The following is a 22,621-nucleotide window of genomic DNA, read 5'->3' on the forward strand; positions in this document are numbered from 1 at the left end:
CGCCGTGGGGAGGCGACGCCCGGGGAAGGTGTCGCGGAATGACATAGTGTCGGCCCGTCCCCTCCGGACCATCCCGATCCGGTTCCCGCACCCGAGGTGGGCCCATGACTGTTCCTCTCACCCTGCGCACGCCCCCGCGTGGCGCCGACCAGCCGCAGCCCCCGGACCGTGCGGTCCTCGACGCGGCCCTCGAGCGGCTGGAGGACGCCGGCGGCGGCGCACCCGACCGGGAAGACGCCGAGGTGCTGCTGCACGCGCGCGGCGCGGACCTGGACCGGCTCCTCGCGGTCGCCGGCGCGGTGCGCGACACTGGCCTGGCCGAGGCCGGCCGCCCCGGCGTCATCACGTACTCGCGCAAGGTGTTCGTCCCGCTGACGCACCTGTGCCAGGACCGCTGCCACTACTGCATCTTCGTCCAGTCGCCCGGCAAGCTCGCCAAGGCAGGCATCTCGCCGTACATGGACGCCGACGCCGTCTTGGAGGTCGCCCGGCAGGGCGCCGAGCTGGGCTGCAAGGAGGCGCTGCTCACGCTCGGCGACCGCCCGGAGAACCGCTGGCCGGTGGCCCGGGAGTGGCTCGACGACCACGGCTACGCCTCGACCCTCGACTACGTGGGCCACATGGCCCGCCTGATCCTCGACGAGACCGGCCTGCTGCCGCACCTCAATCCCGGCGTCATGTCGTGGGCCGAGCTGCAACGGCTCAAGCCGGTCGGCCCCTCGATGGGCATGATGCTGGAGACCACGTCCTCCCGGCTGTGGACCGAGAAGGGGCAGGCGCACTTCGGCTCCCCCGACAAGGACCCGGCCCTGCGGCTGCGTTTGATCGAGGACGCCGGCCGCTCCCGTATCCCGTTCACGTCGGGCATCCTGCTCGGCATCGGCGAGAACTACGCCGAACGCGTGGACTCGGTCCTCGCGCTCCGCGACGCGCACGCCCGGCACGGTCACGTGCAGGAGGTGATCGTCCAGAACTTCCGCGCGAAGTCGGCCACGGCGATGATGGGTGCGGCGGACCTGGACACCCAGGAGTACGCGGCCGCCGTCGCCGTGACCCGTGTGCTGCTCGGCCCGGGCATGCGCGTGCAGGCGCCGCCCAACCTGACCGACGCCGCCGAGCTCCAGCTCCTGGTGCGCGCAGGCATCGACGACTGGGGCGGCGTCAGCCCGCTGACGCCCGACCACGTGAACCCCGAGCGGCCCTGGCCGCAGATCGAGGACCTGGCCCGCCTCACCGCCGAGGGCGGGTACGCGCTGCGCGAGCGTCTCACCGCGCACCCGCACTACCTGCGCGAGGCGCGGGATGGCGCGGACTGGCTCGACGACCGCCTCCGCACCCGCGTCCTGTCCCTCGCCGACGACTACGGTCTGGCCCGCCACGACGCCCTGCTGGGCGCCTTCCCCGCCAGCTCGACGAGCGGGCCGGGGCCGGCCGGGCGGCTGGCGCGGCTGATCGAGGACGTCGCGAGCGATCCGGACGGGGTCGACGACGGCGCGTGGGTCGAGCTGCTGGGGGCCGACGGCGCCGATCTCGAAGAGCTGGCCGCCCTCGCGGACCAGGTGCGCCGCGAGCGGACCGGTGACGCCGTCACCTACGCGGTGAACCGGAACCTCGACGCGTCGCTCGGCCTCCCGCGCGAACGGGTCGTGGAGCTGGCGGCGGAGGCAGTGGCCCTCGGCGCCAGCGAGGTGTGCGTGCAGGGCCTGCCGCCGACGGCGTCGGGCGCGGACGGCTACCTCGACCTGGCCCGTGCCGTGCACGAGGGCGGGCCCGGCCTGCACCTGCACGCCTTCCGCCCCGCGGAGCTGGCCGACGGCGCCGCCCGCGCCGGCCTGTCCCTGGCGGACTGGCTGACGATGCTGCGCGAGGCCGGCGTCGACACCGTGCCGGGCACGGGCGCTCGCATCCTGGACGACCGGGTCAGGGCCCTGCTCACGGGCGGGACCGACATCCCCGCCGAACGCTGGGTCGAGCTCGTCACCGCCGCCCACACGGCGGGCCTGCGGTCCACCGCGACGATCGTGTACGGGCACGTCGAGTCCGCGCGCGACCAGGTGCGGCACCTGCGCACGCTGGCCCGTGTGCAGGACGCGACCGGCGGGTTCACCGAGCTCATCCCGATGCCCTGGCTGCCGGTCGAGTCGCCGGTCCCGGTCCCCGGCGCGCGCCGGGCGACCCCGCGCGAGAGCCGCGCGCTGCACGCCGTTGCGCGTCTGCTGCTCGCGGGGCGGATCGACCACGTCCAGGCGGCATGGACCAAGCTCGGGACGCGCGGGGCCCAGCTGGTGCTCGCCGGCGGCGCGGACGACCTGGGTGGCGTGCTGCTCGACGGCGTCCTGGACCCGGACGCCGGTCCCGAGCAGGGCCGCGAGCTCTCGGTGGCGGACGTGCAGCGGCTCGCCGCCGAGCTGGGCCGGCCCGTGCGGCAGCGCACCACCACCTACGGCCAGGTGGGGTGACGGGCACGGGCCAGCGGACGGGCGCGGCCGCGCCGACGGACGTCGAGGTCGCGGTCGTGGGCGCAGGGCTCGCCGGGATCGGCCTCGGCTCGCGGCTGCGGCGAGCCGGGCGCACCGGTTTCACGGTCCTCGAGCGGGCCGACGACGTCGGCGGCACCTGGCGCGACAACGTGTACCCGGGAGTCGCGTGCGACATCCCGAGCGCCCTGTACTCCTACTCCTTCCTGCCCCAGCCGGCCTGGTCGCGGGTGTTCGCGCCCGGCGCCGAGATCCACCGGTACGTCAAGGACGTCGCACGGACCGAGGGTCTGATCCCGCACCTGCGCCTCGGCACCGCGCTCACGGGCGCCCGCTGGCACGACGACGAGGCGGCGTGGCACCTGACGACGTCCCGTGGGCCGCTGACCGCCCGGGCGCTGGTGACGGCCGTCGGCCGGCTCAGCGAGCCGCGCGTACCCGACCTCCCGGGGCTCGGCACGTTCCCCGGCCGCGTGTTCCACTCCGCGCGGTGGGACCGGGATCTGCCCGCCGGGCTGCGGGTCGGCGTGGTCGGCACGGGCGCCAGCGCCGTCCAGCTCGTGCCGGAGCTGGCGCACCGGGCGGCGTCCGTCGTCGTGCTGCAGCGCACGCCGCCCTGGGTGCTGCCGCGCGGCGACCGGGCGTACGCACCCGGCGAGCCCCGACCGGACCGGGCAGCGCTCGCGGAGGAGGCCGACCGGCTGTTCGCCGCGCGACTGGCGGGCACCGCGGCGGAGGCCGAGCTGCGGGAGCGCGCGGAGGCGCACCTGCGCGCTCAGGTGCCGGACCCGGCGCTGCGCGCGCTGCTCACGCCCGACTACGCGGTGGGCTGCAAGCGCGCCCTGTTCAGCGACGACTGGTATCCGGCCCTGCGGGAGCAGCACGTCACGCTGGAGCCGAGCGCCCCGGTGGCCGTCGAGGGATCAACGCTGGTCGCGGCGTCCGGCGCGCGGTACGACGTGGACGTGCTGGTGCTGGCCACGGGGTTCGAGACGACGCGGCCACCGTTCGCGCACCTGGTGGCGGGCCGCGACGGGCAGACGCTCGCCGAGCACTGGGCGGACGGCATGACCAGCCACGCGTCGACCGTCGTGCACGGGTTCCCGAACCTGTTCGTGCTGGACGGCCCCAACGCAGGGCTCGGCCACCACTCCGCCCTCGAGGTGATCGAGGCGCAGATCGGCTACGTGCTCGGCGCGCTCGACCACCTGGACCAGGTCGGCGGGCCGCTGGAGGTGTCCGCGGCGGCCGAGGCCGCGTACACGCGCGAGATCGACCGGCGCGCCGCCGAGACCGTGTGGCTGCGCGGCGGGTGCCGCAGCTGGTACGTGGACGAGCGTTCGGGGCGGCTCACCCTGCTGTGGCCGGGCCGGGCGGCGGAGTTCCGCGAGCGGTTCGGCGAGTTCGACCCGACCCTGTTCCCCCGGCCCGTGTGCGCCCAGCCCGGATGAGCAGCTGGCATCACCCCGGGGCGAGCCCGTTCTGGTAGGCCCAGACCACCGTCTGCAGCCGGTCGCGCGTGCCCACCTTGGCCATCGCGCGCCCGAGGTGGGACTTGACCGTGCTGGTCTCGACCACCAGCTCCTGCGCTATCTCCGCGTTCGACAGCCCGCGGGCCAGGTGCCGGACGATCTCGGCCTCCCGGGCCGTGAGGTGTTCCGCGACGTCCGCCGCCGGGGTGGGCGGAGCCTTGCGCCGGGCGAACTCGGTGATCACGCGCTGGGTCACCGCCTGGTCGATGAGCCCGTGCCCGTCGGCGAGCCGCCGGACGGCGTCGATCAGCTCCTCGGGCTCGCTGTCCTTGAGGATGAACCCGGACGCCCCTGCCTCAAGGGCGCCGAACACGTACTCGTCGAGGTCGAAGGTGGTCACGACGAGCACCGCCGGCGTCGTCGCCCCCGGCGTGCCGGGGGCGACGATCTCGCGGGTCGCGGTGAGGCCGTCACCGCCCGGCATGCGTACGTCCATGCAGACGACGTCGGGGTGGTGCCGGCGGGCGAGCTCGACCGCCATGGTGCCGTTCGAGGCCTCGGCGACCACCTCGATGTCGTCGGCCTGCTCCAGGAGGAACCGGAACCCCGCCCGGACCACCGCCTGGTCGTCGACGAGCATGACCCTGATCATCCGTGTTCCCCTTCGGTGGGCATGGGGTGTTCTTGGCGCTCGTGGTGCTTCTGGTGCTCGTGGTGCAGCGGGAGCGTCAGCAGCACCCGCCACCCGCCGGACGGCGGAGCGCCCGTGGTGAGCGTCGCACCGACCAGCTGCGCGCGCTCCCGCATGCCGACCAGGCCCATCCCCTGCCGGGCCGAGGTGGTGACCTGTGCGCCGACGGGCGGGTTGACCACGCCGAGCGAGACCTCCCGCTCCGTGAAGCGGACGGTGATCCGCACCGGCGCCCCGGGGGCGTGCTGGCGGGCGTTGGACAGCGATTCCTGCGCCACCCGGTAGAACGCGGCGTCGGCGATGGGCGCGAGGTCTCGCGGCGGGCCCTCGCGGACGAGGTCCACCGTGTCGCCGAGCGCGCGCGCCGTCCGCACCAGCCCGTCGAGCGCACCGAGGCCGGGTGGTGGTGCGTCGTGCGCGTCGTCGCCGGGCCCGCCGGAGCCCGGACGCTCGCGGAGCACCCCGACGATCAGCCGGAGACTGTCGAGCGTCTCCTTGCCCTGCCCCCTGATCCACGCGGTGCCCTTCTTCGCGGCCTCCGGGTCGCTGTCGATCTGCCGCTCGACGGCGGCGGCCTGCACGACGAGGCCGGACAGGTGGTGGGCCGCGACATCGTGCAGCTCACGCGCCATGCGTGACCGCTCCGCGAAGATCGCCGCCCGGGTGGTCGCCTGCTGCGTGCGCTGCAGCTCGGCCGCCCGCAACCGGAGCAGCTCGATGTAGTTGCGGCGGGTCGCCACCGCACCGCCGATGAGCGCGCTGACCAGGTACACCACGATCCCCGCGGCCAGATGGTTGACGAGCGGCACCAGCAGGCTGCCGCCCGAGACGAGCGCGGACGTCCCGGCCACGACCACCCCGAGCGGCACCGCCATGCCCGTGATCGCCAGGGCACGGCGGGCCGGTACCAGCGTGCCGACGGTGTAGGCGGCGATGGCCACCGGTATGCCGCTCACCGACAGCTCCGGCGGGGAGGCCGCGATCACGACCACCTGGAAGGCGACGACGAGGCCGAGGCAGAGCAGCGGGCGGACCCGGCGCAGGGCGAGCGGCAGCGCCTGGGCGCACGCGGCGACGGTGAGCACCATGGACTGGGTCGAGGTGACGACCAGGTCCTCGGCCTCCAGCGCGGTCCGGAACAGCATCAGCAGGAGGCCGAGCGTCACGAGCAGCACGAGCACCGCCAGGAGGCTGTCCCGCGCCAGGACGCTGGTCAGGCCGATCCGGGTGAGCAGCGCGTCGAGCCGGCCGACACGCGGCGGTACGGGAGCATCGTCGAGCACGGTGTCACCGTCGGTCGTGGGCATCGGGTCAGTACGATACAGACGGCGCCAGCAGGCGGAGCTCGAAGGCGAGCCAGGCGGTCCCGGCCAGTGCCAGCACCACGAGCACGGTGCCCGTGATCCGGCGCCAGCCGTGCCGGTGCCGCACGGCGCCGACCACCTGCATGACCGCCGGGACCAGGCCGAGCACGCCGATCCCCTGCAGCACCTGGATCTGGCGCAGCGAGAACTCCGAGACGTCCTGCAGGCCCATGGCGGTCATCACCGTCACGGTCCAGCCGACGAAGGCGAGCACGGTGCTGACGGAAGCGATCTTCGTGAGGACGCGGGTGACGCGCCCGGTGCCCTGCGGCAGCGACTGCTTGCGCACCCGGCGGCGGATCGCGCCGACCGGCCAGGCGACGGCGGTCACCAGGAGGATCAGGAGCGACACCCCGAGCACCGGGAGAACCACGGCCTGGGCCCGTTCCGGCTGGGCCGGCAGCATGGCGAAGGCGCCCCCGAAGGTGATGGCCTCGACCTTGTCGTCGGTGACCCGCATCGCGAGCGTGCTCTGGCCGCCGACCTCACGCCAGACCCAGGGCTCGATCTCCTCGTACAGGGCCGGGTTGGCGCTGCCGGGGCCGGGTGTGATCAGCAGCCGGCCGTCGTCGCGGGCCGTGACCTGGGTGGTGCTGAAGACGTCGAGCGCCGCGAGGAACGTGCTGTGCATGGTGCGGGAGCCCACGTAGCTGCCCTCGGCGATGGCGGCGTGCTCTGCGGCGGTCTCGGTGGCGCTGACCGCGCCCGACGTCGTCCCCGCGGGGAAGTAGCGGTCGGTGAAGCCGTGCATCAGCGAGTCGCGCAGCGCGAGGCTCGCGTAGCCGCCGTCGGGGCCCGTGCTGTTCAGCGAGACGAAGATCCCCGCACCCTCCTGCGGGTAGATCTGCAGGTGCGAGTGGAAGTACTGCGTGTCACCGCCGTGCCCGACGATCCAGCGCCCGTTGCGGCTCTCGTCGAAGAACCCGAGGGTCATCCGAGGAGCGGCTGCGAGGTTGCCCAGGGTGCTCTCGTCGAGTGCCGGGGCATGCATCAGGTCGAGCGTCTCGGGTTCGAGCAGCGGCTTGCCCGACGTCGGCTCGCCGAGCTGGGCCAGCATGAAGCGCGCCATGTCGGGCGCAGAGGCGCTGAGCGCGCCGGCGGGCGGCGCCCCGACGATCTCGAAGGACCCGGCGGCGTCGGACGACGAGGGGTACCCCTGTGACATCCGGTCGCTCAGCCCGGGCGGCAGCGGCTGCTCGAAGGACGACGACGTCATCCCGGTGGGCTCGAGGATGTTGCGCTGGACGTACTCCTCGAACGGCACGCCGCTGACCTGCTGCACCACGTAGCCGGCGAGCGCGTTGCCGTAGTTCGAGTACGCGGGGACGGTCCCTGGCTCGTAGACCTGCTCGGGCGGGGCGGTCGCCAGGGCGTCACGGAGCACCGGTGACTCGTCGCCGAAGCCGATGAGGCCGGTGACCACCTCCTCGAAACCAGCGGTGTGGGTCAGCAGGTGCCGGAGCGTGATCGGCTCGTCGAACCTGCGCGGGACCTCGAAGTCGAGGTACTCGGCGACGTCGGTGTCCAGGTCCACGTCGCCGCTCTCGACGAGCTGCATCACGGCGGTCGCGGTGAACAGCTTCGACACGGAGCCCGGGCGGAACACCGCCTGCTCGGGGTCGACCGGCACGGCATCGCCCCCGGTCGTGCCGGTGTCGGAGTGGCCGTAGCCGCGGGTGGTGACGATCTCGCCGTCGTCCACCACGGAGACGACGGCGCCGGCGATGCCTGCACTCTCCAGCGCACCGGGCAGCATGCCGTCGAGCCAGGCCTCGACGTCGGCCTGCCCCAGGGTGTGCTCGCCGGCGGGGGCGGAGATCTGCGGGGGCGGCGCGGGCTCGTCGGCGGACGCCGTAGGGACGGCTGCCACCGCGGCGGGTGCCCCCGCCGCGAGGGTCACGGCGAACAGGCCCGCGGCGGCCAGGGCGGCGACGGCTCGTCGGCCGCGCTGCCCAGGGCGGACCGCGAGGCCGCCGTCCGGCCGCTCGGTGGTGGTGTGGTCGTCTGTCGGAGACATCGTCGCGCTCCTCGCGCTCGGCAGGTGTTCGGGCTGGTCCGGAGGCTTGTTTCCGGACGACCCAAGCCTGTCGGGACGCGACCGTCACCACATCGGGCGCGAGTGCCCACCTGGTCTACGACCTTTGGCGGAGGTGTGTGGCTGGAACGTGCTACCTCGGGAGCCCGACCACACCTGCATCATGCCGGCGCGGAGCCCGCCCCCGTCGACGGGCCCTGACCTCAGTGGGCCGCGTAGCCGCCGTCGACCAGGTGGTAGCTGCCGGAGATGAAGGACGCCTCGTCGCTGAGGAGGAAGAGCGTCAGCGCGGCGACCTCCTTGTCGGTGCCGAGCCGCTTCGTGGCGTGCTCGTTCTCGAGCGCGGTCAGTGCCTCCTCGCTGAGCGAGGACCGCACGAGCGGGGTGTCGATGAAGCCGGGGCCGACGGCGTTGGTCCGCACGCCCTGCTCCGTGTACTCGAGGGCGGCCACCTTGGTCAGCCCGACGAGCCCGTGCTTGCTGGTCACGTAGGCCGCGTTCTCCGCGATGCCCACCGAGCCGAGCACGGAGGCCATGTTCACGATGGCTCCGCCACCCGCGGCCACCATGGCGGGCAGCTGGTAGCGCAGGCCGTAGAAGACGCCGTCGAGGTCGACCGCCCGCACGCGGTCCCATGCCTCGATGTCGTAGTCGCCGATCTTGGCGGGCGGTGCGCCGATGCCCGCGTTGTTCACGGCGAGGTGCAGCGCCCCGTACTGCTGCACGGCGAGGTCCACCGCGGCGCGGGAGTCGTCGGCCTCGGCGGTGTTCTGTTCGAACGCCACCGCCGTGCCGTCGGCGGCGGTGATCTCGTCGACCACCTGCTGCGCGCTGTCGAGCTTGATGTCGGTGACGACGACGGAGGCGCCCTCGGCAGCGAGCTGCCGGGAGATCTCCGCACCGATGCCGCTGCCGCCGCCCGTCACGATCGCTGCCCTGCCCTGGAACCTGTTCCCCGTCGTCATGCTGCTCACTCCTCGGCGCTCTGGTCCGACGGCGCGCGCCGTCCCTCCAGTTCTAACCCGCAACGGGCTCGGTCACCCGCTGGCGCCGTCGGGCCGGGTCGAGACGGCTGCGGGCCCTGCACGTGGACGGCGGCGCAGCGATACCCCAGGATGGCGGCGTGACCCCGCAGACCATCGCCACCACCGACTACCACACGGCGGGCGAGCCGTTCCGGATCGTGGCGGAGCCGCCCGTGCCCCTGCCTGGCGACTCGGTCGCCGACCGCAGGGCCCGTGCCCTGGCCAGCCCCGCCGCCCAGGAGCTGCGCCGGATCCTGTGCTCGGAGCCGCGTGGGCACGCCGACATGTACGGCGGCTTCATCGTGCCTCCGGACGACGACGGCGCCCGGCTCGGCGTGCTGTTCTGGCACAAGGACGGGTTCTCGACGGCCTGCGGGCACGGCACGATCGCCCTGGGGGCCTGGGCCGTGGACACCGGCCTGGTCGCGGCGCCCGACGACGGCGCGGTCGACGTGGTGGTCGACGTCCCGTCCGGCCGGGTCACCGCACGGGTGCACAGGGCAGGGGGCCGTACGGTGGGCGTCGACTTCGTCAACGTGCCCAGCTACGTGCTCGCGCGCGACCTGGCGGTGCCCACCTCGCGCGGCGTCGCGTCCGTCACCCTCGCGTACGGCGGCGCGATCTACGCGAGCGTGGACGCGCGCAGCCTCGGCCTTTCGGTCGACCCGGAGAGCTACGCGGACCTCATCGCCGTGGGCCGCGAGATCAAGCGCGCGCTGGACGCGGACGGGCGCGCAGCCCACCCGACGGACCCCCGCCTGGGCGGCGTGTACGGCACGATCCTGCACGAGGAGCTCGGCCCCTCCGACGGCGCCCCTGCCGACGACGGCACCGACGTGGTGCGCCAGCGCAACGTCACGGTGTTCGCCGACGGCCAGGTCGACCGGTCGCCCTGCGGCTCGGGCACGTGCGCCCGGCTGGCGGTGCTGGCCGACGAGGGCCGGGTCGGCGTGGGCGGCGCGACGCTCCTGCACGAGTCGATCGTCGGCTCGACGTTCACCGGCGCCGTCGTCGGCACCACCCGGGTCGGCGACCTGGCCGCCGTGCTGCCGATGGTCACCGGGATGGCGTACCGCACGGGCGAGCACCGGTTCGTCGTGGACGACGCCGACCCCCTCGTGCCAGGGTTCGTGCTGCGATGAGCGCGCCCGTCGTCCTGGACGCCGCTGCCGTCGCCGCGGCGTGCCCGCCCGCCGGCGCCGTTGCCGCCCTCACCGCGGCGCTGCGCGGCGGGCTGGACCCCGCCGTCGACCTGCCGCGCCAGGCGGTCGGGCTGGCGGCCGGCCAGCTCCTGCTCATGCCGTCGGACGGCGGTGGCGCCCTGTCGCACGTCGGCATCAAGGTCGCCTCGGTCGCGCCCGGCAACCCCGCGCTGGGCCTCCCCCGCATCCAGGGCTCGTACCTGCTGCTCGACGCCGCGACGCTCGGCGTGGTCGCCGTGCTGGACGGCCAGGCGCTGACCACGCTCCGCACGCCGGCGGTGTCCGTGGCGGCGGTCCTCGGCCGGCTGCTGGAGGGGTCGGCCCCGCTGCGCGTCACCGTGCTCGGCTCGGGGCCCCAGGCGCACGGCCACGTCGCCACGCTCGCCGGCGCCCTGGCGGGCCGCCGCGAGCTCGCCCCCGTGACCCAGCTCGTCCGGGAGCCCTCCCGGGCCGCTGCGATCGACGGGGCGCTGGTCGCGCGGCTCGGCACCCCGGCGTCGGACGACGCGCTGCGGACCGCCGACCTCGTCGTCTGCGCGACGTCCGCGCGGGAGCCGCTGTTCGACGCCGACCTCATCGCAGGCACGGCGGTGGTCGTCGCGGTCGGCTCGCACGAGCCGGACGCCAGGGAGCTGCCGGCGGAGCTCTGTGCCCGAGGCACCGTCGTCGTCGAGGACCCCGGCGCAGCCCTGCGCGAGGCGGGCGACGTCGTCCTGGCGATCGCCGACGGCGCGCTCCGCGCGCAGGACCTGGTCCCGATGCGCGACGTCGTCACGGGCGCAGTGCGCCCCGACCCCGCGCGCCCGCTGGTGTTCAAGAGCACCGGCATGTCGTGGGAGGACCTGGTGGTGGCCGAGGCGGTGCTGGCCGGCGCGCGCTGAACGAGCGTGACATCGAGCGCCTATCCTCCGGACATGAGCCGGCGGCCACGCGCGAGCCTCGGCAGGGTGCTCGACGATCTCGGAGCCACCCTGCTCGACGTCGTGCGCGAAGGCCCCGACGCCGAGCGCGAGGTGGGCGGCCTGGTGATCCACGACCCGCTCGACGAGGCCGCGTACCCGCCGCACGCGCTCGTCCTCGGGGTGGGCCTGGCGGCACCGGACGACGTCGTGGCGCTGCTGCGCCGGATGGGCGAGCACGGCGCGACGGGGCTGGTCGTGCGGGAACCGGTCCCGGCGGCAGCCGCCGTGCTCCACGCCGCGGACGCGAGCGGCGTCGCGCTGCTGAGCCTGAGCCGCGGCGCGACGTGGGCCCAGCTCGCGGCGCTGCTGCGGACCGTCCTGGCCGTCGGCGACGTGGGCGTGGACGACGCGGAGTCCCTGGGCGGGCTGCCGTCGGGAGACCTGTTCGCCGTGGCGAACGCCGTCGCGGCGCTGCTGGACGCGCCGGTGACCATCGAGGACCGCAGCTCCCGCGTGCTCGCGTTCTCCGTGCGGCAGGACGAGGCCGACGACTCGCGTGTCGAGACCGTCCTGGGCCGACGGGTGCCCGAGCGCTACGCACGGATGCTCACCGAGCGGGGAGTGTTCCGGGACCTGTACCGCAGCCCGGACCCCGTCCGGGTGGATCCGCTGCCGATCGGGTACGCGGGCCTGACGATGCCGCGCGTGGCCATCGCGGTGCGCGCGGGCGACGAGGTGCTGGGGTCCATCTGGGCCGCGATGGACGCCCCGCTCGACGACCGCCGGATCGCCTCCCTGCGCGACGCCGCGAAGCTCACGGCACTGCACCTCCTGCGGGTGCGCGCCGGCTCCGACGTGCGTCGCCGGCTCCGCACCGATCTGCTGAGCACCGCACTGGAGGGCGGCCCCGGCGCCCGCGGGGCGCTCGAACGGCTCGGGCTGGGTAGTCAGGCGGTGGTCGTGCTCGCGGTCACGGCCCGGCCCGACGACGCCGAGCGGTCCGTCGCCGGCGACGTCGTCGAGGCGAACGAGCGCGAACGGCTCTCCGACGCGTTCGCGCTGCACCTGCAGTCCGCGCACCCGGCGTCCGCGGCGGCGCTGATCGGTGACGTCGCCTACGGGCTGCTGCCCTCCGGGCCCGACGGCGAGGAACGGGCCGAGCGCATAGCGCGGGCGTTCGTCGAGAAGGTGGGACGGCGGACCGCCGCGGTGGCGGCCGTTGGCCCCGTCGCACCGAGCGCCGGCGGTGTGGCTCGGTCCCGCGAGGTGGTCGACCGGGTGCTTCGGGTGCTGCGCGTGGCCGACCCGCGGGATACCGACGGGCCTCGGGTGGCCCGGTTCGCCGACGTCCAGGCGGCGTCGCTGGTCCTGGAGCTGCGCGATGTGGTCGCGGCCCGCGGGGACACGATCGCGGGGCCGCTCGCCAGGCTCGTCGACTACGACGCCGAGCACGGCGCCGGCCTGGTCTCGACACTGCGGGCCTGGCTGGACGCCTTCGGGGACGTGACGGCGGCGGCCGCGGCGGAGTTCGTCCACCCCAACACGTTCCGCTACCGGTTGCGCCGGGTGGCCCAGGTGGGTGGGATCGACCTCGACGACCCGGAGGCGCGGTTCGGCGTGATGCTCCAGCTCCGGGTGCTGGCACCAGGTGACGGCTCTGGGTGCTGACCCCTGACGGCCCTGGTGGTCGGGGCCCTGGTGGCCGGCCGCGCTGTCCAAGAAGGTGGTCCGGGGGCATCGGGAGCTCCTGCGCCGAACCGCACGTTGCGCGTCTACCACGGCAGGCAGCCGCCCCGAACCGCAACCTGCACGTCCACCACCCCGGGCGGCGGCGCCGAACCGCAACCTGCACGTCCATCACCCCGGGCGGCGGCGCCGAACCGCAACCTGCACGTCCTGGAGAACCTCGAACCGAGGGTTACTGGTCCATCGGGGCCCTCATGGACCAGTAACCTTCGGCTCGGCATCCGCCTGGACCTTCAGGTTGCGGTTCGGCACCCGCACATCAGCATCCGGACGCGCAAGTTGCGGTTCGACACCCGAGCACCAGCAACCAGACGCACAAGCTGCGGTTCGACACCCGAGCACCAGCAACCAGACGCACAAGCTGCGGTTCGACACCCGAGCACCAGCAACCAGACGCCCCACATCGCGAGCTAACCCAGCGGCACCCATTCCCTCGCGGTGGTGAACTCGTCGAGCAGGTCCGGGAGCGGCGTCACGCCGAGGCCCGGGCCTGTAGGCACGGCGATGTGGCCGTCGTCGAGCACGAACGGCTCGGTGATGTCGGTGCGGTAGAACCGGCCGGACCCGGAGATGTCGCCCGGCAGCGTGAACCCCGGCAGGGCCGCGAGCGCCGCGTTGGCCGCCCGGCCGAGCCCGGTCTCCAGCATGCCGCCGCACCAGACGGCGACGCCGTGCGCGACGGCGAGGTCGTGGATGCGCCGAGCCTCCAGGTACCCGCCGACGCGGCCGGGCTTGATGTTGATGATCGAGCAGGCGCCCAGCGTGATCGCGGCGGCGGCGGTCTGTGCGGAGACGATCGACTCGTCCAGGCACACCGGTGTCGTGATGCGTCGGGCGAGCTCGGCGTGGCCCAGCACGTCCTCCTCCTCGAGCGGCTGCTCGATCAGCAGCAGGTCGAACGGGTCCAGCCGCGCGAGGTGGCGGGCGTCGCCGAGGGTGTAGGCGGTGTTGGCGTCGACCTGTAGCAGCACGTCGTCGCCGAACCGCTCCCGCACGGCCCGGACGGGCTCGACGTCCCAGCCGGGCTCGATCTTCAGCTTGATCCGCACGTACCCCTCGGCGAGGTAGCCGTCGACGGCGTCGAGCAGCGCGGGGACCGTGTCGTGGATGCCGACGGACACGCCGCTCGGCACCCGGTCCGCGACGGCGCCCAGCTCGCTCGCGAACGACCGGCCCAGGGTGCGCAGCTCGGCGTCGAGCACCGCCATCTCCAGGGCTGCCTTGGCCATGCGGTGGCCCTTGATCGGCGCGAGCGCATGACCGACGTCGGTCGCGGCGATGCCGCCAGGGCCGCCTGTGCCGCCCGGCCGCGGAGCGGACTCCTGACGTCGGGCCAGCGCGGGCAGCAGGAAGCGGCGCAGCACCTCGGCGGCTGCGTCCACGAACTCCGAGGAGTACAGGGGCTCGGCCATGGCGACGCACTCCCCCCACCCCTCTGCGCCGTCGGTCACGGCGCGCAGCAGGAGGATGTCGCGCTCGTGCTCCGTGCCGAACGACGTCCGGAACGGTGACACGAGCGGCATGGTGATCCTGCGCAGCTCGACGCCCTGCAGCTTCACGGGTGTTCTCCTTCGGTCGGGGTGTGGATCAGGTAGCCGCGCTCGCGGTCGTAGCCGACGCTGTGTCCTGAGCCTGCCGCACCGGCAGACCCGGCGGCCAGGTATGGCCCCAGGCGCTCGCGTACGCGCAGCCGCCACTCGTGGGCGGCTGCCGGGTCCGCCACGCGCAGCCTCTCGATGTCCGGTGGCACCGGCACGACGGCGGCCGGCACGACGGCGGCCGGCACGACGGCGGCCGCCGCGCCGGCCCACCCGGAACCGCCGGAACCACCGGAACCACCGGAACCGCCGGAACCGCACGCGGCGACCACCGCCGGCGCCCGCAGGTCCCAGCGGACCAGCACCCGGTCGGTGTCCTCGTCGCCGTTGATGGCGTCGGACATGGGCCCGTAGAAGTTGGTCAGGTACTCGGCGGCCCGGCCCGCGAGCTTGTTGATGTTGAAGTGCGCGTTGCGCGCCACCAGCGGGTCGTACGTCCAGGCGATCTCGTCCACGCCCAGGGCGAGCGCCCACGCGCGCTGGTGCACCTTGAGCGCGAAGCCCACGCCCCTGCCGCCGGTCCCCGGCGTCACGCCGGCGATGTGGCTGTGCAGGGAGCGCTGCTGCGGCGCCGCGTGGAACGCCACGCAGGCGCCGACCAGCGCGCCGTCGCGGAATGCGCCGCCCACATAGCTCTGTGTCTTGCTGAAGGCCCGCAACAGCTCCGTCGATACCGACGGCTTGCCCCAGATCGTCGTGAACAGGTCGCCGACGGCGGCCAGCTCGGCCAGGCCCGACACCTCGCGGACCGTGACCCCGGCGGCCCGGGCGGCCGCCTCGGCGTCCCGGGCCGCCTGCGCGGTGAACGGGTCGCTCACCGCGCGGCCCCCGGCACCGACTCCGGTACCGAACCCGGCACCGAACCCGGCACCGAACCCGGCAGAGGCTCCGGCACCGACTCGGGCCCGGCCGCCTCGGGGACCTGCTCCGCGACGGCGGCCTTCGGCGTGGCCCGGGCGCCGAAGTGGAGGTACTCCTCGCCGGTCGCCAGGGAGTAGAAGGTGACGGGCGCCCACGTCTGCATCCCCTCGGGCCGCACGACGTACAGGCCTTCCGAGACCGCGAGCAGCGGGTACTCCTCGACCGGCTCCTCCTGCAGCTCCGCGAGGGGGCCGAGCAGCTCGGTGCGCAGCCGGGGTCCGGCGTCGCCGTCCAGCACGTCCATGCGCACCGACTCCCGCCGGTAGGTGCCGAGGTATGGCGTGATGTCCGTGGCGACGGGCTCCGCAGGGGGCGCCAGCGACTTCGGCATCTCGACGTCCGCGAGCTCGGCGAAGATCTCCCGGTAGAGCTCCTCGTACAGGTCGCGCGTGTTGCCGCCGTTGGTGAGCAGCGTGACGGCGAGCCCGTCCGATGGCAGCATCCGCAGGAACGCCGCCTGCCCGATCGTGTTCCCGTCGTGCCCGACCAGCCGGCGGCCGTCCCACCCGAACCGGATCCAGCCCAGGCCCCAGGAGTCCCCGAGCGAGTACTTGTCGGGCAGGTCGGCGTGCAGCTCCGCCATGTCCACCGCGCTCCGGGCGGACAGCAGGCGGGTGCCGTCTGCCGCCACGCCGCCGGTCAGGTGCAGGCGCGCGAACGCGAGGACGTCGGCGACCGGCGCCGTGATCAGCCCGGCGGGGCCCATCGGTCGCGGCAGCCCCCACACGGGTGCGACGTGCTGCACACCGCCCACCTCCACGTGGCCGACGGCGGCGGCGTGCAGCAGCGCCTCCTCCGGCAGCGTGACGGTGCGCGGCAGGCCGAGCGGGCCGAACAGCTTCTCCCGCATCGCCGCGTCCCACGTCGTGCCGGTGACCTGCTCGATGATCCGGCCCAGCACCGAGAACCCGGAGTTGCAGTAGGACCAGGTGACGCCGAGCGGGTGGTTCTGGGGGGCGTCGGCGAGCAGCGCCACGTACTTCTCGATGGCGTCGTCGCCACGGCCCGTGTCCGTGAAGATGTCGCCGTCGATGCCGCTGGTGTGCGTGAGCAGGTGTCGCACGGTCACCCCCGCCGTCACCTCCGGGCTCGACAACGCAAAGTCCGGCAGGATCGCGGCCACCGGGGTGTCGAGGGCGAACGCCCCCTCGTCCACCAGCATCATCACCACCGTCGCCGTCCACACCTTGCTGATGGACCCGATCTGGAAGATCGAGTCCACGCCGGTGGGCTGCCCCGTCGCCGCGTTGAGCACTCCGGTCGCCGCCCGGACGACCTCGTCCGGGCGGCCGCCCACGCCCACACGGAGGATGCCGAGCTGCGCGCCGGGCACGTCGTGCTTCTCGGCGAGGGCCGCCAGGCGCCGCTCCCAGTGCGCGGCGTCGATCGCCGGGCGCGCGCGGTCGCCGTCGAGCACGTGCTGGTCGAGCCAGGCGACGATGCGGCGGCCGAAGTCCAGGCGGTGCGAGGGGCGCCCGGCGAGCGGGAAGATGTGGCTGCCGCCCGGGTAGAGCACGAGCCGGGTGGCCACCCCGCGCTCGCGCAGGGCGGTGTGCCACTGCTGCGCCTGGCCCACCGGGCAGCGCAGGTCGTCACCACCGTGCAGCACGAGGGTGGGGGTGGACACCCGGTCCACCCGCGTGAACGGCGACATCTCGGCCAGGCCCGCGGCGCCGGCGCCCCAGGGGAAGGTCCCGAGCTCGTGCTCGCTCATGAAGTGCGCCTCGTCCGACGTGCCGCCCATGCTGGACAGGTCGGCCACCACCCCGCCCGCCACCGCTGCCGCGAACCGGTCGTCGTGGGCGGTGAGGTAACAGGTCATGAACCCGCCGTAGCTGTAGCCGCCGACGGCGAGCCGGTGCGGGTCCGCGATTCCCTCGGCCACCAGGGCGTCGACCGGCTCGAGGAAGTCCTTGGCGTCCGCGGTGCCCCAGCCGCCGAACACGGCGTCGTAGAACCCGGCGCCGTACCCGTCGCTGCCCCGCGGGTTGACGAGCAGCACGCCCCAGCCACGAGCCACCAGGTCGTGGTGGTACAGGTGCATCTCGTCGGCCGCACCGTTCCACGCGTTGTGCGGGCCGCCGTGGATGTCCACGTACAGCGGGCGGGGGCCAGGTCCGGCCTCGGCGTCGTCCTGCGGGGCATGGCAGAGCCACGCCTGCACGCGCGTGCCGTCCGAGATCTCGAACCAGCGCTCCTCGCGCACGTACCCGACGGCGTCACCGAGCGAGGCGCCGAGGTTCGTCACGGTGCGTTCGCCGCCGTCGGAGGCTCCGAGAGCGACGGTCACCACCTCGCCGAACGAGCCGGGCGTGGTGAGCACGACGGCGGCCGTGCCGTCCGCGACGGAGAGCCCGGAGACCACCCGCCCCGCGCCGCCGAGGACGAGCCGCGGGGTACCGCCGGCGAGCGGCACCGAGTACAGGTGGGTACACCCCTGGTCCCGCACGCAGAACAGCACGTCGTCGCCCATCACGACGGGCGCGGCGCCCGGGTAGGCGGGCGCGCCCGCCATCACGTTGCGGTCCAGCGGGGCGGCCAGGTCGACGACGTCGCCGGCTCCCGCACCGCCGCCGTCGAGCGCCACCCGCAGCAGGCCCGCGTGGCCGCGAGGTGCGCCCGGGTAGCCCACCACCAGCAGGCCTGTCCCGTCCGGGGTGAACGAGACGCTGCCGGCATGGCCCTCTGCCAGCGCGACCAGGACGGCCGACGCCTTGGGATCGGTGACGTCCACCGTGTGCACGGCGGCGACCGCGTCCAGGTCGGACGCGCCCGCCGGTCGGGCGGTGTACGCGAGCGTCACGCCGTCCGGGTGCCAGCCGACGGCGCCCACGTGGGCATCGCCGTGCGTGACCTGCCGGACGGATCCGGTACCGCCGTCCGAGCCGGCCGGGACCGCCACCATGTGCGCCTGCATCCGCAGGGTGGGCAGCAGGCCCGCGCCGTCGACGGCGTAGCCGAGCCCGTCCGTGACCAGCGGCCGGGCCGGGTCGGAACCCGCCGGGTCGACCGGTGCGACGAACGCGATCCGCGCGCCGTCCGGGCTCCACACCGGCGCGCCGGCGCCGAGCGGCAGGTCGGTCAGGGCAGTGGCCTCGCCGCCTGCCGCCGGCAGCGTCCACAGCTGGGCCGGGCCGTCCGGGTCGGTGCCCGCCCTCAGGAAGGCGAGCGTGCCGCCGTCGGGCGACCAGGCGGGCGACGTGTCGGCGCGGCCCCGGGTGAGCCGGCGCGGCTCGGCGCCGTCCGGGCCCGCCAGCCAGATGCTGTGCACGGCGGTGTCCGCCTCCGTGTCCAGGGTGCGCACCACGTACGCGAGCGCGCCGCCCGGCGCGAGCGCCGGCTGGGACGGGACGGCGATCGTGGGCAGGTCCTCGAGGGTGAGGTGACGGGTCACGTCGTTCTCCTAGTGGTCCGGGTGGAATCGATGGCGCGTGCGGTCAGGGGGCCGGCCAGCGGGCTGGTCGCGGGGCTGGTCAGCGGGCGGGGCACGGCTGCCAGCAGGCTGCGCGTGTAGTCGTGCCGCGGGTCGCCGAGCACCTGGGCGGTCTCGCCCTGCTCGACGACCCTGCCGCGATGCAGCACCGCCACCTGGGTGGCGACGTACCGCACGACGGCGAGGTTGTGGGAGATGAAGAGGATGGACAGGCCGAGGTCCCGCTGGAGCTCGCGGACCAGGTTGAGCACCGCCCCCTGGATGGAGACGTCGAGGGCGGACGTGATCTCGTCGGCGACCACGACGCGCGGCCGCGCCGCCAGGGCGCGGGCGATCGCCACGCGCTGCCGCTGACCACCGGAGAGCTGCCCCGGGTAGGCCCCGGCCCGGTCGGGGTCCAGGTGCACCTGCGTGAGCAGACGCTCCACCTCGGCCCGGACCACCGCACGGGCCGCCGCCGGCGTCCGGGCCGTTCCGCGCTGGCGGGGCACCGCCTCCGCGACGCTCTCCCCCACGGTCATGCGCGGGTCGAGCGAGGAGGCCGGGTCCTGGAAGACCAGCTGCACCGGGCTCGGGCCCGCGGCCCGACGGCGTCCGGCCACCGGCTCGCCGTCGAGCAGCACCCGGCCGCCGTGCACGGGAACCAGGCCGACCGCGGCGCGCGCGAGCGTCGACTTGCCCGAGCCGGACTCGCCGACCAGCCCGACGATCTCGCCGGGCGGCACGACCAGGCTCACCCCGTCGACGGCCGTCGTGGCCCGGCGACCGGTCCCGTAGCGCACCGTCACGTCGTCGAAGCGCAGCTCGCTCATGCGGTCGCCTCCTCGGGGACGGTGGCAGGGAGGCCCTCGTCCGGGTGCCAGCAGGCCACGCCGTCGACCAGCTCGGGGTCCTCCGCGCGGCACCGGGCGTCGGCCAGCGGGCAGCGGGGCGCGAACGGGCATCCGGCCGGCACGTCGGCGGGGTCCACCGGCCGCCCGGGGATCACGGCGAGCGGGCGGTCCAGGTCCGTCCCCAGGTGGGGGACGGCGGCGACGAGCGCCCTGGTGTAGGGGTGGCGTGCGCTGGTCGCCAGGTCGGCGGCCGGCAGGTCCTCGACCACCCGCCCGGCGTACATCACGAGGACACGGTCGCAGACGTCGGCCACCACCGACACGTCGTGACTGATCAGCAGCAGCGCGACGGCGTCGCGCTCGCGCACCTCGGCCAGCAGGTCGAGCACCTGGCGCTGCACGGTGACGTCAAGGGCCGTGGTGGGCTCGTCGGCGACGATCAGCGCGGGGCTGCCCATCAGCCCCAGCCCGATCATGGCCCGCTGACGCATCCCGCCGGAGAACTCGTGCGGGTACTGCCCGGCCCGGTGCTCCGGGTCGTCGATCCGTACGGAGCGCAGGCGCTCGACGGCGCGGTCGCGTGCCTGCCGGCGGCTCAGCCGCAGGTGGTGGCGCGCGCCCTCGGCGAGCTGGCCGCCCATGCGGCGCACCGGGTTGAACGACGACACAGGGTCCTGGAAGACCATGGCGAGCTCCGTGCCGAGGAGGGTCCGGTGGTCGCCGGAGAGCAGGTCCCTGCCCTGGAACGACAGGCGCCGCGCTGTCACGGTCGTGGGCGGCTCGAGGAGCCGGGCGACGGCGAGCGCCGTGAGCGTCTTGCCCGACCCGGACTCCCCCACCACCCCGACCGCCTCGCCCCGCGCCACCCGGAACGTCACGCCGCGCACCGGCCGCACCCGGCCGGCCGCGGTCGGCACGGTGACCACGAGGTCGGCGACGTCGAGCACGGTGTCGGTCCCTGCCTCGTGCTCGACGCCGGCGGACGGCGCGGCGTCCTGCCCCGGCACGCCCCCGCTGTCGGGCCGCCGCCGGGTGCGGAGGGCGCCGCCGGCCAGGAGCGAGACACCGCCGATCGAGTCGATGCTGAACGTGCGGGCCACGGCCTCGCCGGTGAGGTTGAACGCGAGGCCTGCCATGACGACGGCCAGCCCGGGTACGAGCGCGGCGAGCGGGTCGAGGTAGATCCGGTCGAGGCCGTCCTGCATGAGCCGGCCCCAGTCGTAGGCGGGGGCCTGGACCCCGAGCCCGAGGAAGGACAGGCCGGCGAACGAGAGCAGGGCTCCGCCGGCCCCGATGGTCGCGTTGACCACGAGCGGCCCGCCGACGTTGGGCAGCACGTGCCGCAGCAGGATCCGCAGCCGCCCGACGCCCGCGAGCCGGGCAGCGGCGAGATAGTCCCGCGTCGCGACCCCCGCGACGAGGGTCTGGCACAGCCGGGCGAAGGCCGGCGCCCCGGAGAGCCCGATGGCGAGGACCGACCCGACCTGCCCGACGCCGAAGATCACGGCGAAGGAGAGGGCGAGCAGCAGGCCGGGGAAGGCGACCGCGATGTTCACCCCCGCGGTGACGAGGCGGCCCGTGCGGGGCCCGAGCAGCAGGGAGGCCGTGCCGAGGAGCAGGCCGACGCCGACGGCGAGCGCCGTGGCGGCGAGCGCGAGCACCACTGACAGGCGGGTGGCCACCAGCGTGCGGAACAGCAGGTCGCGGCCGAGGTTGTCGGTGCCGGCCCAGTGGTCGGCGGACGGTCCCTGGAGCATGGCGGCGGTGTCGACGGCCTCGGCGGCGTCGCCCCACAGGAGCGGGGCCAGCACGGCGGTCGCGAGCACGAGCGCGAGCAGGCCGGTGCCGGTCAGCCCGAGCGGGGTGCGAAGGGTGGCCGGGACGCGGAGCCCCGGGCGGCGGAGCGGGGCGGGCAGGCGGGCGGGCATCAGCTCTCCCCGATGGTCGAGCGGGGGTCGAGGACGGCGAGCGCCACGTCGACGAGGGTGTTCACGATCAGTACGCCGACGCCGTACACGAGCACGGTGCCCTGGACCAGGGGGTAGTCCTTGGCGAGGATGGACTGGACGATGGTGCTGCCGAGGCCTGGCCAGGCGAAGACGCTCTCGACCAGGACCGTGCCCGCCACCAGCTGGCCGAGCAGCAGGCCGCCCAGGGTGAGGCTCGCGGTGACGGCGTTCGGCAGCGCGTGGCCCAGGTGGACCGCGACCGGGGGCAGGCGCTTGGCGCGTGCCGTGCGGACGTAGTCGGTCTCGAGCACCGCGAGCATCTCGACGCGCACGATGCGCGCCAGCACGGCGGCGGGCCCGGTCGCGAGCGCCAGGACGGGCAGCACGTAGGACGCGGCGCCGTCCTGTCCCGCGATCGGCAGCCAGCCCAGCGTGACGCCGAAGACCCACACGAACGCGACGGCGAGCAGGAAGTCGGGGATGGTCGCGAGGAAGACGCTGGTGCCCGCGAAGCCGAGCTCGGTGCGCGGCGCCCGGCCGCGCCGGGTGGCCACCGCCACCGCGACCCCGACCGGGACGGCGACGAGCACGGCGGCAAGGAAGGCGAGCAGGGCGAGGGTCGCCGTGGCGGGCAGGCGTTGCGCGATGGTGTCGGCGACGGGGAGCTGGGAGCCGAACGAGGTGCCGAGGTCGCCGGTCAGGAGGTCGCGCAGGTACGTGGCGTACTGCACCCACAGCGGCTGGTCCAGACCGAGCGACGCCCGCCGCGCCGCCACCAGCTCCGCCGACGCGGTGGGGCCGAGCGAGGCACGCACGGGGTCGCCGGGCACCAGGTGGATCATGAGGAACGCGGCGGTGACGAGCACCCACAGGGACACCAGCAGCCGCCCGGAGCGCCGCACGGCGAAGCGGAGCCAGCGGTGGTCGGCGAGCCTGGCGGGCAGGGCGGCTGTCGGCGTCCGGGTCGTCATCG

Annotated in this window: 15 protein-coding genes; 5 read left to right on the plus strand and 10 right to left on the minus strand. The window is 74.8% G+C overall.

Features of this window, described 5'->3' with window-relative positions; genetic code table 11:
- Window positions 1–104: 104 nt before the first annotated feature.
- Together cofG and ACFS27_RS22315 are read left to right on the plus strand one after the other, a co-directional pair.
- Entirely contained in the window at window positions 105–2,459 is a 2,355-nt protein-coding gene (gene cofG / locus ACFS27_RS22310) for a 7,8-didemethyl-8-hydroxy-5-deazariboflavin synthase CofG (RefSeq protein ID WP_377187676.1), read from the plus strand.
- Complete coding sequence (locus tag ACFS27_RS22315) at window positions 2,456–3,928, plus strand: flavin-containing monooxygenase (protein ID WP_377187679.1); 1,473 nt, start codon at window positions 2,456–2,458, stop codon at window positions 3,926–3,928. Before cofG ends, ACFS27_RS22315 begins: the two co-directional genes overlap by 4 nt.
- A 10-nt stretch (window positions 3,929–3,938) precedes the next feature.
- Here ACFS27_RS22315 and ACFS27_RS22320 read toward each other — a convergent pair whose 3' ends face one another.
- From ACFS27_RS22320 to ACFS27_RS22335, 4 genes are all read right to left on the minus strand, one after another.
- Entirely contained in the window at window positions 3,939–4,601 is a 663-nt protein-coding gene (locus tag ACFS27_RS22320; RefSeq protein WP_377187681.1) for a response regulator, read from the minus strand.
- A complete protein-coding gene (locus ACFS27_RS22325) occupies window positions 4,598–5,947 on the minus strand; it encodes a sensor histidine kinase (protein ID WP_377187684.1) in 1,350 nt (449 codons plus the stop codon). The genes ACFS27_RS22320 and ACFS27_RS22325 overlap by 4 nt, the downstream gene beginning before the upstream one ends.
- Window positions 5,948–5,951: 4 nt before the next feature.
- Window positions 5,952–8,021, minus strand: a complete 2,070-nt coding sequence (locus ACFS27_RS22330; RefSeq protein ID WP_377187687.1) for a serine hydrolase domain-containing protein — start codon at window positions 8,019–8,021, stop codon at window positions 5,952–5,954.
- Window positions 8,022–8,242: 221 nt separating this feature from the next.
- Window positions 8,243–9,004, minus strand: coding sequence for an SDR family NAD(P)-dependent oxidoreductase (locus ACFS27_RS22335; protein ID WP_377187690.1), 762 nt, complete (start codon window positions 9,002–9,004; stop codon window positions 8,243–8,245).
- A 158-nt stretch (window positions 9,005–9,162) separates the two neighbouring features.
- Here ACFS27_RS22335 and ACFS27_RS22340 point away from each other — a divergent pair, with 158 nt between their 5' ends.
- The 3 genes from ACFS27_RS22340 to ACFS27_RS22350 are packed head-to-tail and all read left to right on the plus strand — an operon-like array spanning window position 9,163 to window position 12,836.
- The gene (locus ACFS27_RS22340) at window positions 9,163–10,206 is read left to right on the plus strand and encodes a proline racemase family protein (RefSeq protein WP_377187693.1); all 1,044 of its coding nucleotides are present in this window, start codon (window positions 9,163–9,165) and stop codon (window positions 10,204–10,206) included.
- The gene (locus tag ACFS27_RS22345) at window positions 10,203–11,147 is read left to right on the plus strand and encodes an ornithine cyclodeaminase family protein (RefSeq protein ID WP_377187696.1); all 945 of its coding nucleotides are present in this window, start codon (window positions 10,203–10,205) and stop codon (window positions 11,145–11,147) included. Before ACFS27_RS22340 ends, ACFS27_RS22345 begins: the two co-directional genes overlap by 4 nt.
- 33 nt (window positions 11,148–11,180) lie before the next feature.
- The gene (locus ACFS27_RS22350) at window positions 11,181–12,836 is read left to right on the plus strand and encodes a PucR family transcriptional regulator (RefSeq protein WP_377187698.1); all 1,656 of its coding nucleotides are present in this window, start codon (window positions 11,181–11,183) and stop codon (window positions 12,834–12,836) included.
- 488 nt (window positions 12,837–13,324) lie between these two features.
- Here ACFS27_RS22350 and menC read toward each other — a convergent pair whose 3' ends face one another.
- The 6 genes from menC to ACFS27_RS22380 are packed head-to-tail and all read right to left on the minus strand — an operon-like array spanning window position 13,325 to window position 22,619.
- Window positions 13,325–14,473: an o-succinylbenzoate synthase gene (gene menC, locus ACFS27_RS22355; protein WP_377187701.1), complete on the minus strand. Its 1,149-nt coding sequence runs from the start codon at window positions 14,471–14,473 to the stop codon at window positions 13,325–13,327.
- Window positions 14,470–15,330 (minus strand): GNAT family N-acetyltransferase, encoded by an 861-nt coding sequence (locus tag ACFS27_RS22360; RefSeq protein ID WP_377187704.1) that lies wholly within the window; start codon window positions 15,328–15,330, stop codon window positions 14,470–14,472. Before ACFS27_RS22360 ends, menC begins: the two co-directional genes overlap by 4 nt.
- Window positions 15,327–18,827, minus strand: coding sequence for a serine hydrolase (locus ACFS27_RS22365; protein WP_377187707.1), 3,501 nt, complete (start codon window positions 18,825–18,827; stop codon window positions 15,327–15,329). Before ACFS27_RS22365 ends, ACFS27_RS22360 begins: the two co-directional genes overlap by 4 nt.
- On the minus strand, window positions 18,824–19,678 hold the full coding sequence (locus tag ACFS27_RS22370; RefSeq protein WP_377187709.1) for an ABC transporter ATP-binding protein: 855 nt from the start codon (window positions 19,676–19,678) through the stop codon (window positions 18,824–18,826). Before ACFS27_RS22370 ends, ACFS27_RS22365 begins: the two co-directional genes overlap by 4 nt.
- Window positions 19,675–21,627, minus strand: a complete 1,953-nt coding sequence (locus tag ACFS27_RS22375; RefSeq protein WP_377187711.1) for a dipeptide/oligopeptide/nickel ABC transporter permease/ATP-binding protein — start codon at window positions 21,625–21,627, stop codon at window positions 19,675–19,677. The genes ACFS27_RS22370 and ACFS27_RS22375 overlap by 4 nt, the downstream gene beginning before the upstream one ends.
- A complete protein-coding gene (locus ACFS27_RS22380; protein WP_377187714.1) occupies window positions 21,627–22,619 on the minus strand; it encodes an ABC transporter permease in 993 nt (330 codons plus the stop codon). The genes ACFS27_RS22375 and ACFS27_RS22380 overlap by 1 nt, the downstream gene beginning before the upstream one ends.
- Between the last annotated feature and the right edge of the window lie 2 nt (window positions 22,620–22,621).

Source organism: Promicromonospora vindobonensis, from assembly GCF_042685865.1.
Taxonomy (GTDB): domain Bacteria; phylum Actinomycetota; class Actinomycetes; order Actinomycetales; family Cellulomonadaceae; genus Promicromonospora; species Promicromonospora vindobonensis.

Excerpts from the sequence above, each read along its gene's own strand:
- cofG (WP_377187676.1), top strand. The coding sequence starts at position 105 with ATGACTGTTCCTCTCACCCTGCGCACGCCCCCGCGTGGCGCCGACCAG.
- ACFS27_RS22320 (WP_377187681.1), bottom strand. The coding sequence starts at position 4,601 with ATGATCAGGGTCATGCTCGTCGACGACCAGGCGGTGGTCCGGGCGGGG.
- ACFS27_RS22325 (WP_377187684.1), bottom strand. The coding sequence starts at position 5,947 with ATGCCCACGACCGACGGTGACACCGTGCTCGACGATGCTCCCGTACCG.
- ACFS27_RS22330 (WP_377187687.1), bottom strand. The coding sequence starts at position 8,021 with ATGTCTCCGACAGACGACCACACCACCACCGAGCGGCCGGACGGCGGC.
- ACFS27_RS22335 (WP_377187690.1), bottom strand. The coding sequence starts at position 9,004 with ATGACGACGGGGAACAGGTTCCAGGGCAGGGCAGCGATCGTGACGGGC.
- ACFS27_RS22345 (WP_377187696.1), top strand. The coding sequence starts at position 10,203 with ATGAGCGCGCCCGTCGTCCTGGACGCCGCTGCCGTCGCCGCGGCGTGC.
- ACFS27_RS22350 (WP_377187698.1), top strand. The coding sequence starts at position 11,181 with ATGAGCCGGCGGCCACGCGCGAGCCTCGGCAGGGTGCTCGACGATCTC.
- ACFS27_RS22370 (WP_377187709.1), bottom strand. The coding sequence starts at position 19,678 with ATGAGCGAGCTGCGCTTCGACGACGTGACGGTGCGCTACGGGACCGGT.
- ACFS27_RS22375 (WP_377187711.1), bottom strand. The coding sequence starts at position 21,627 with ATGCCCGCCCGCCTGCCCGCCCCGCTCCGCCGCCCGGGGCTCCGCGTC.
- ACFS27_RS22380 (WP_377187714.1), bottom strand. The coding sequence starts at position 22,619 with ATGACGACCCGGACGCCGACAGCCGCCCTGCCCGCCAGGCTCGCCGAC.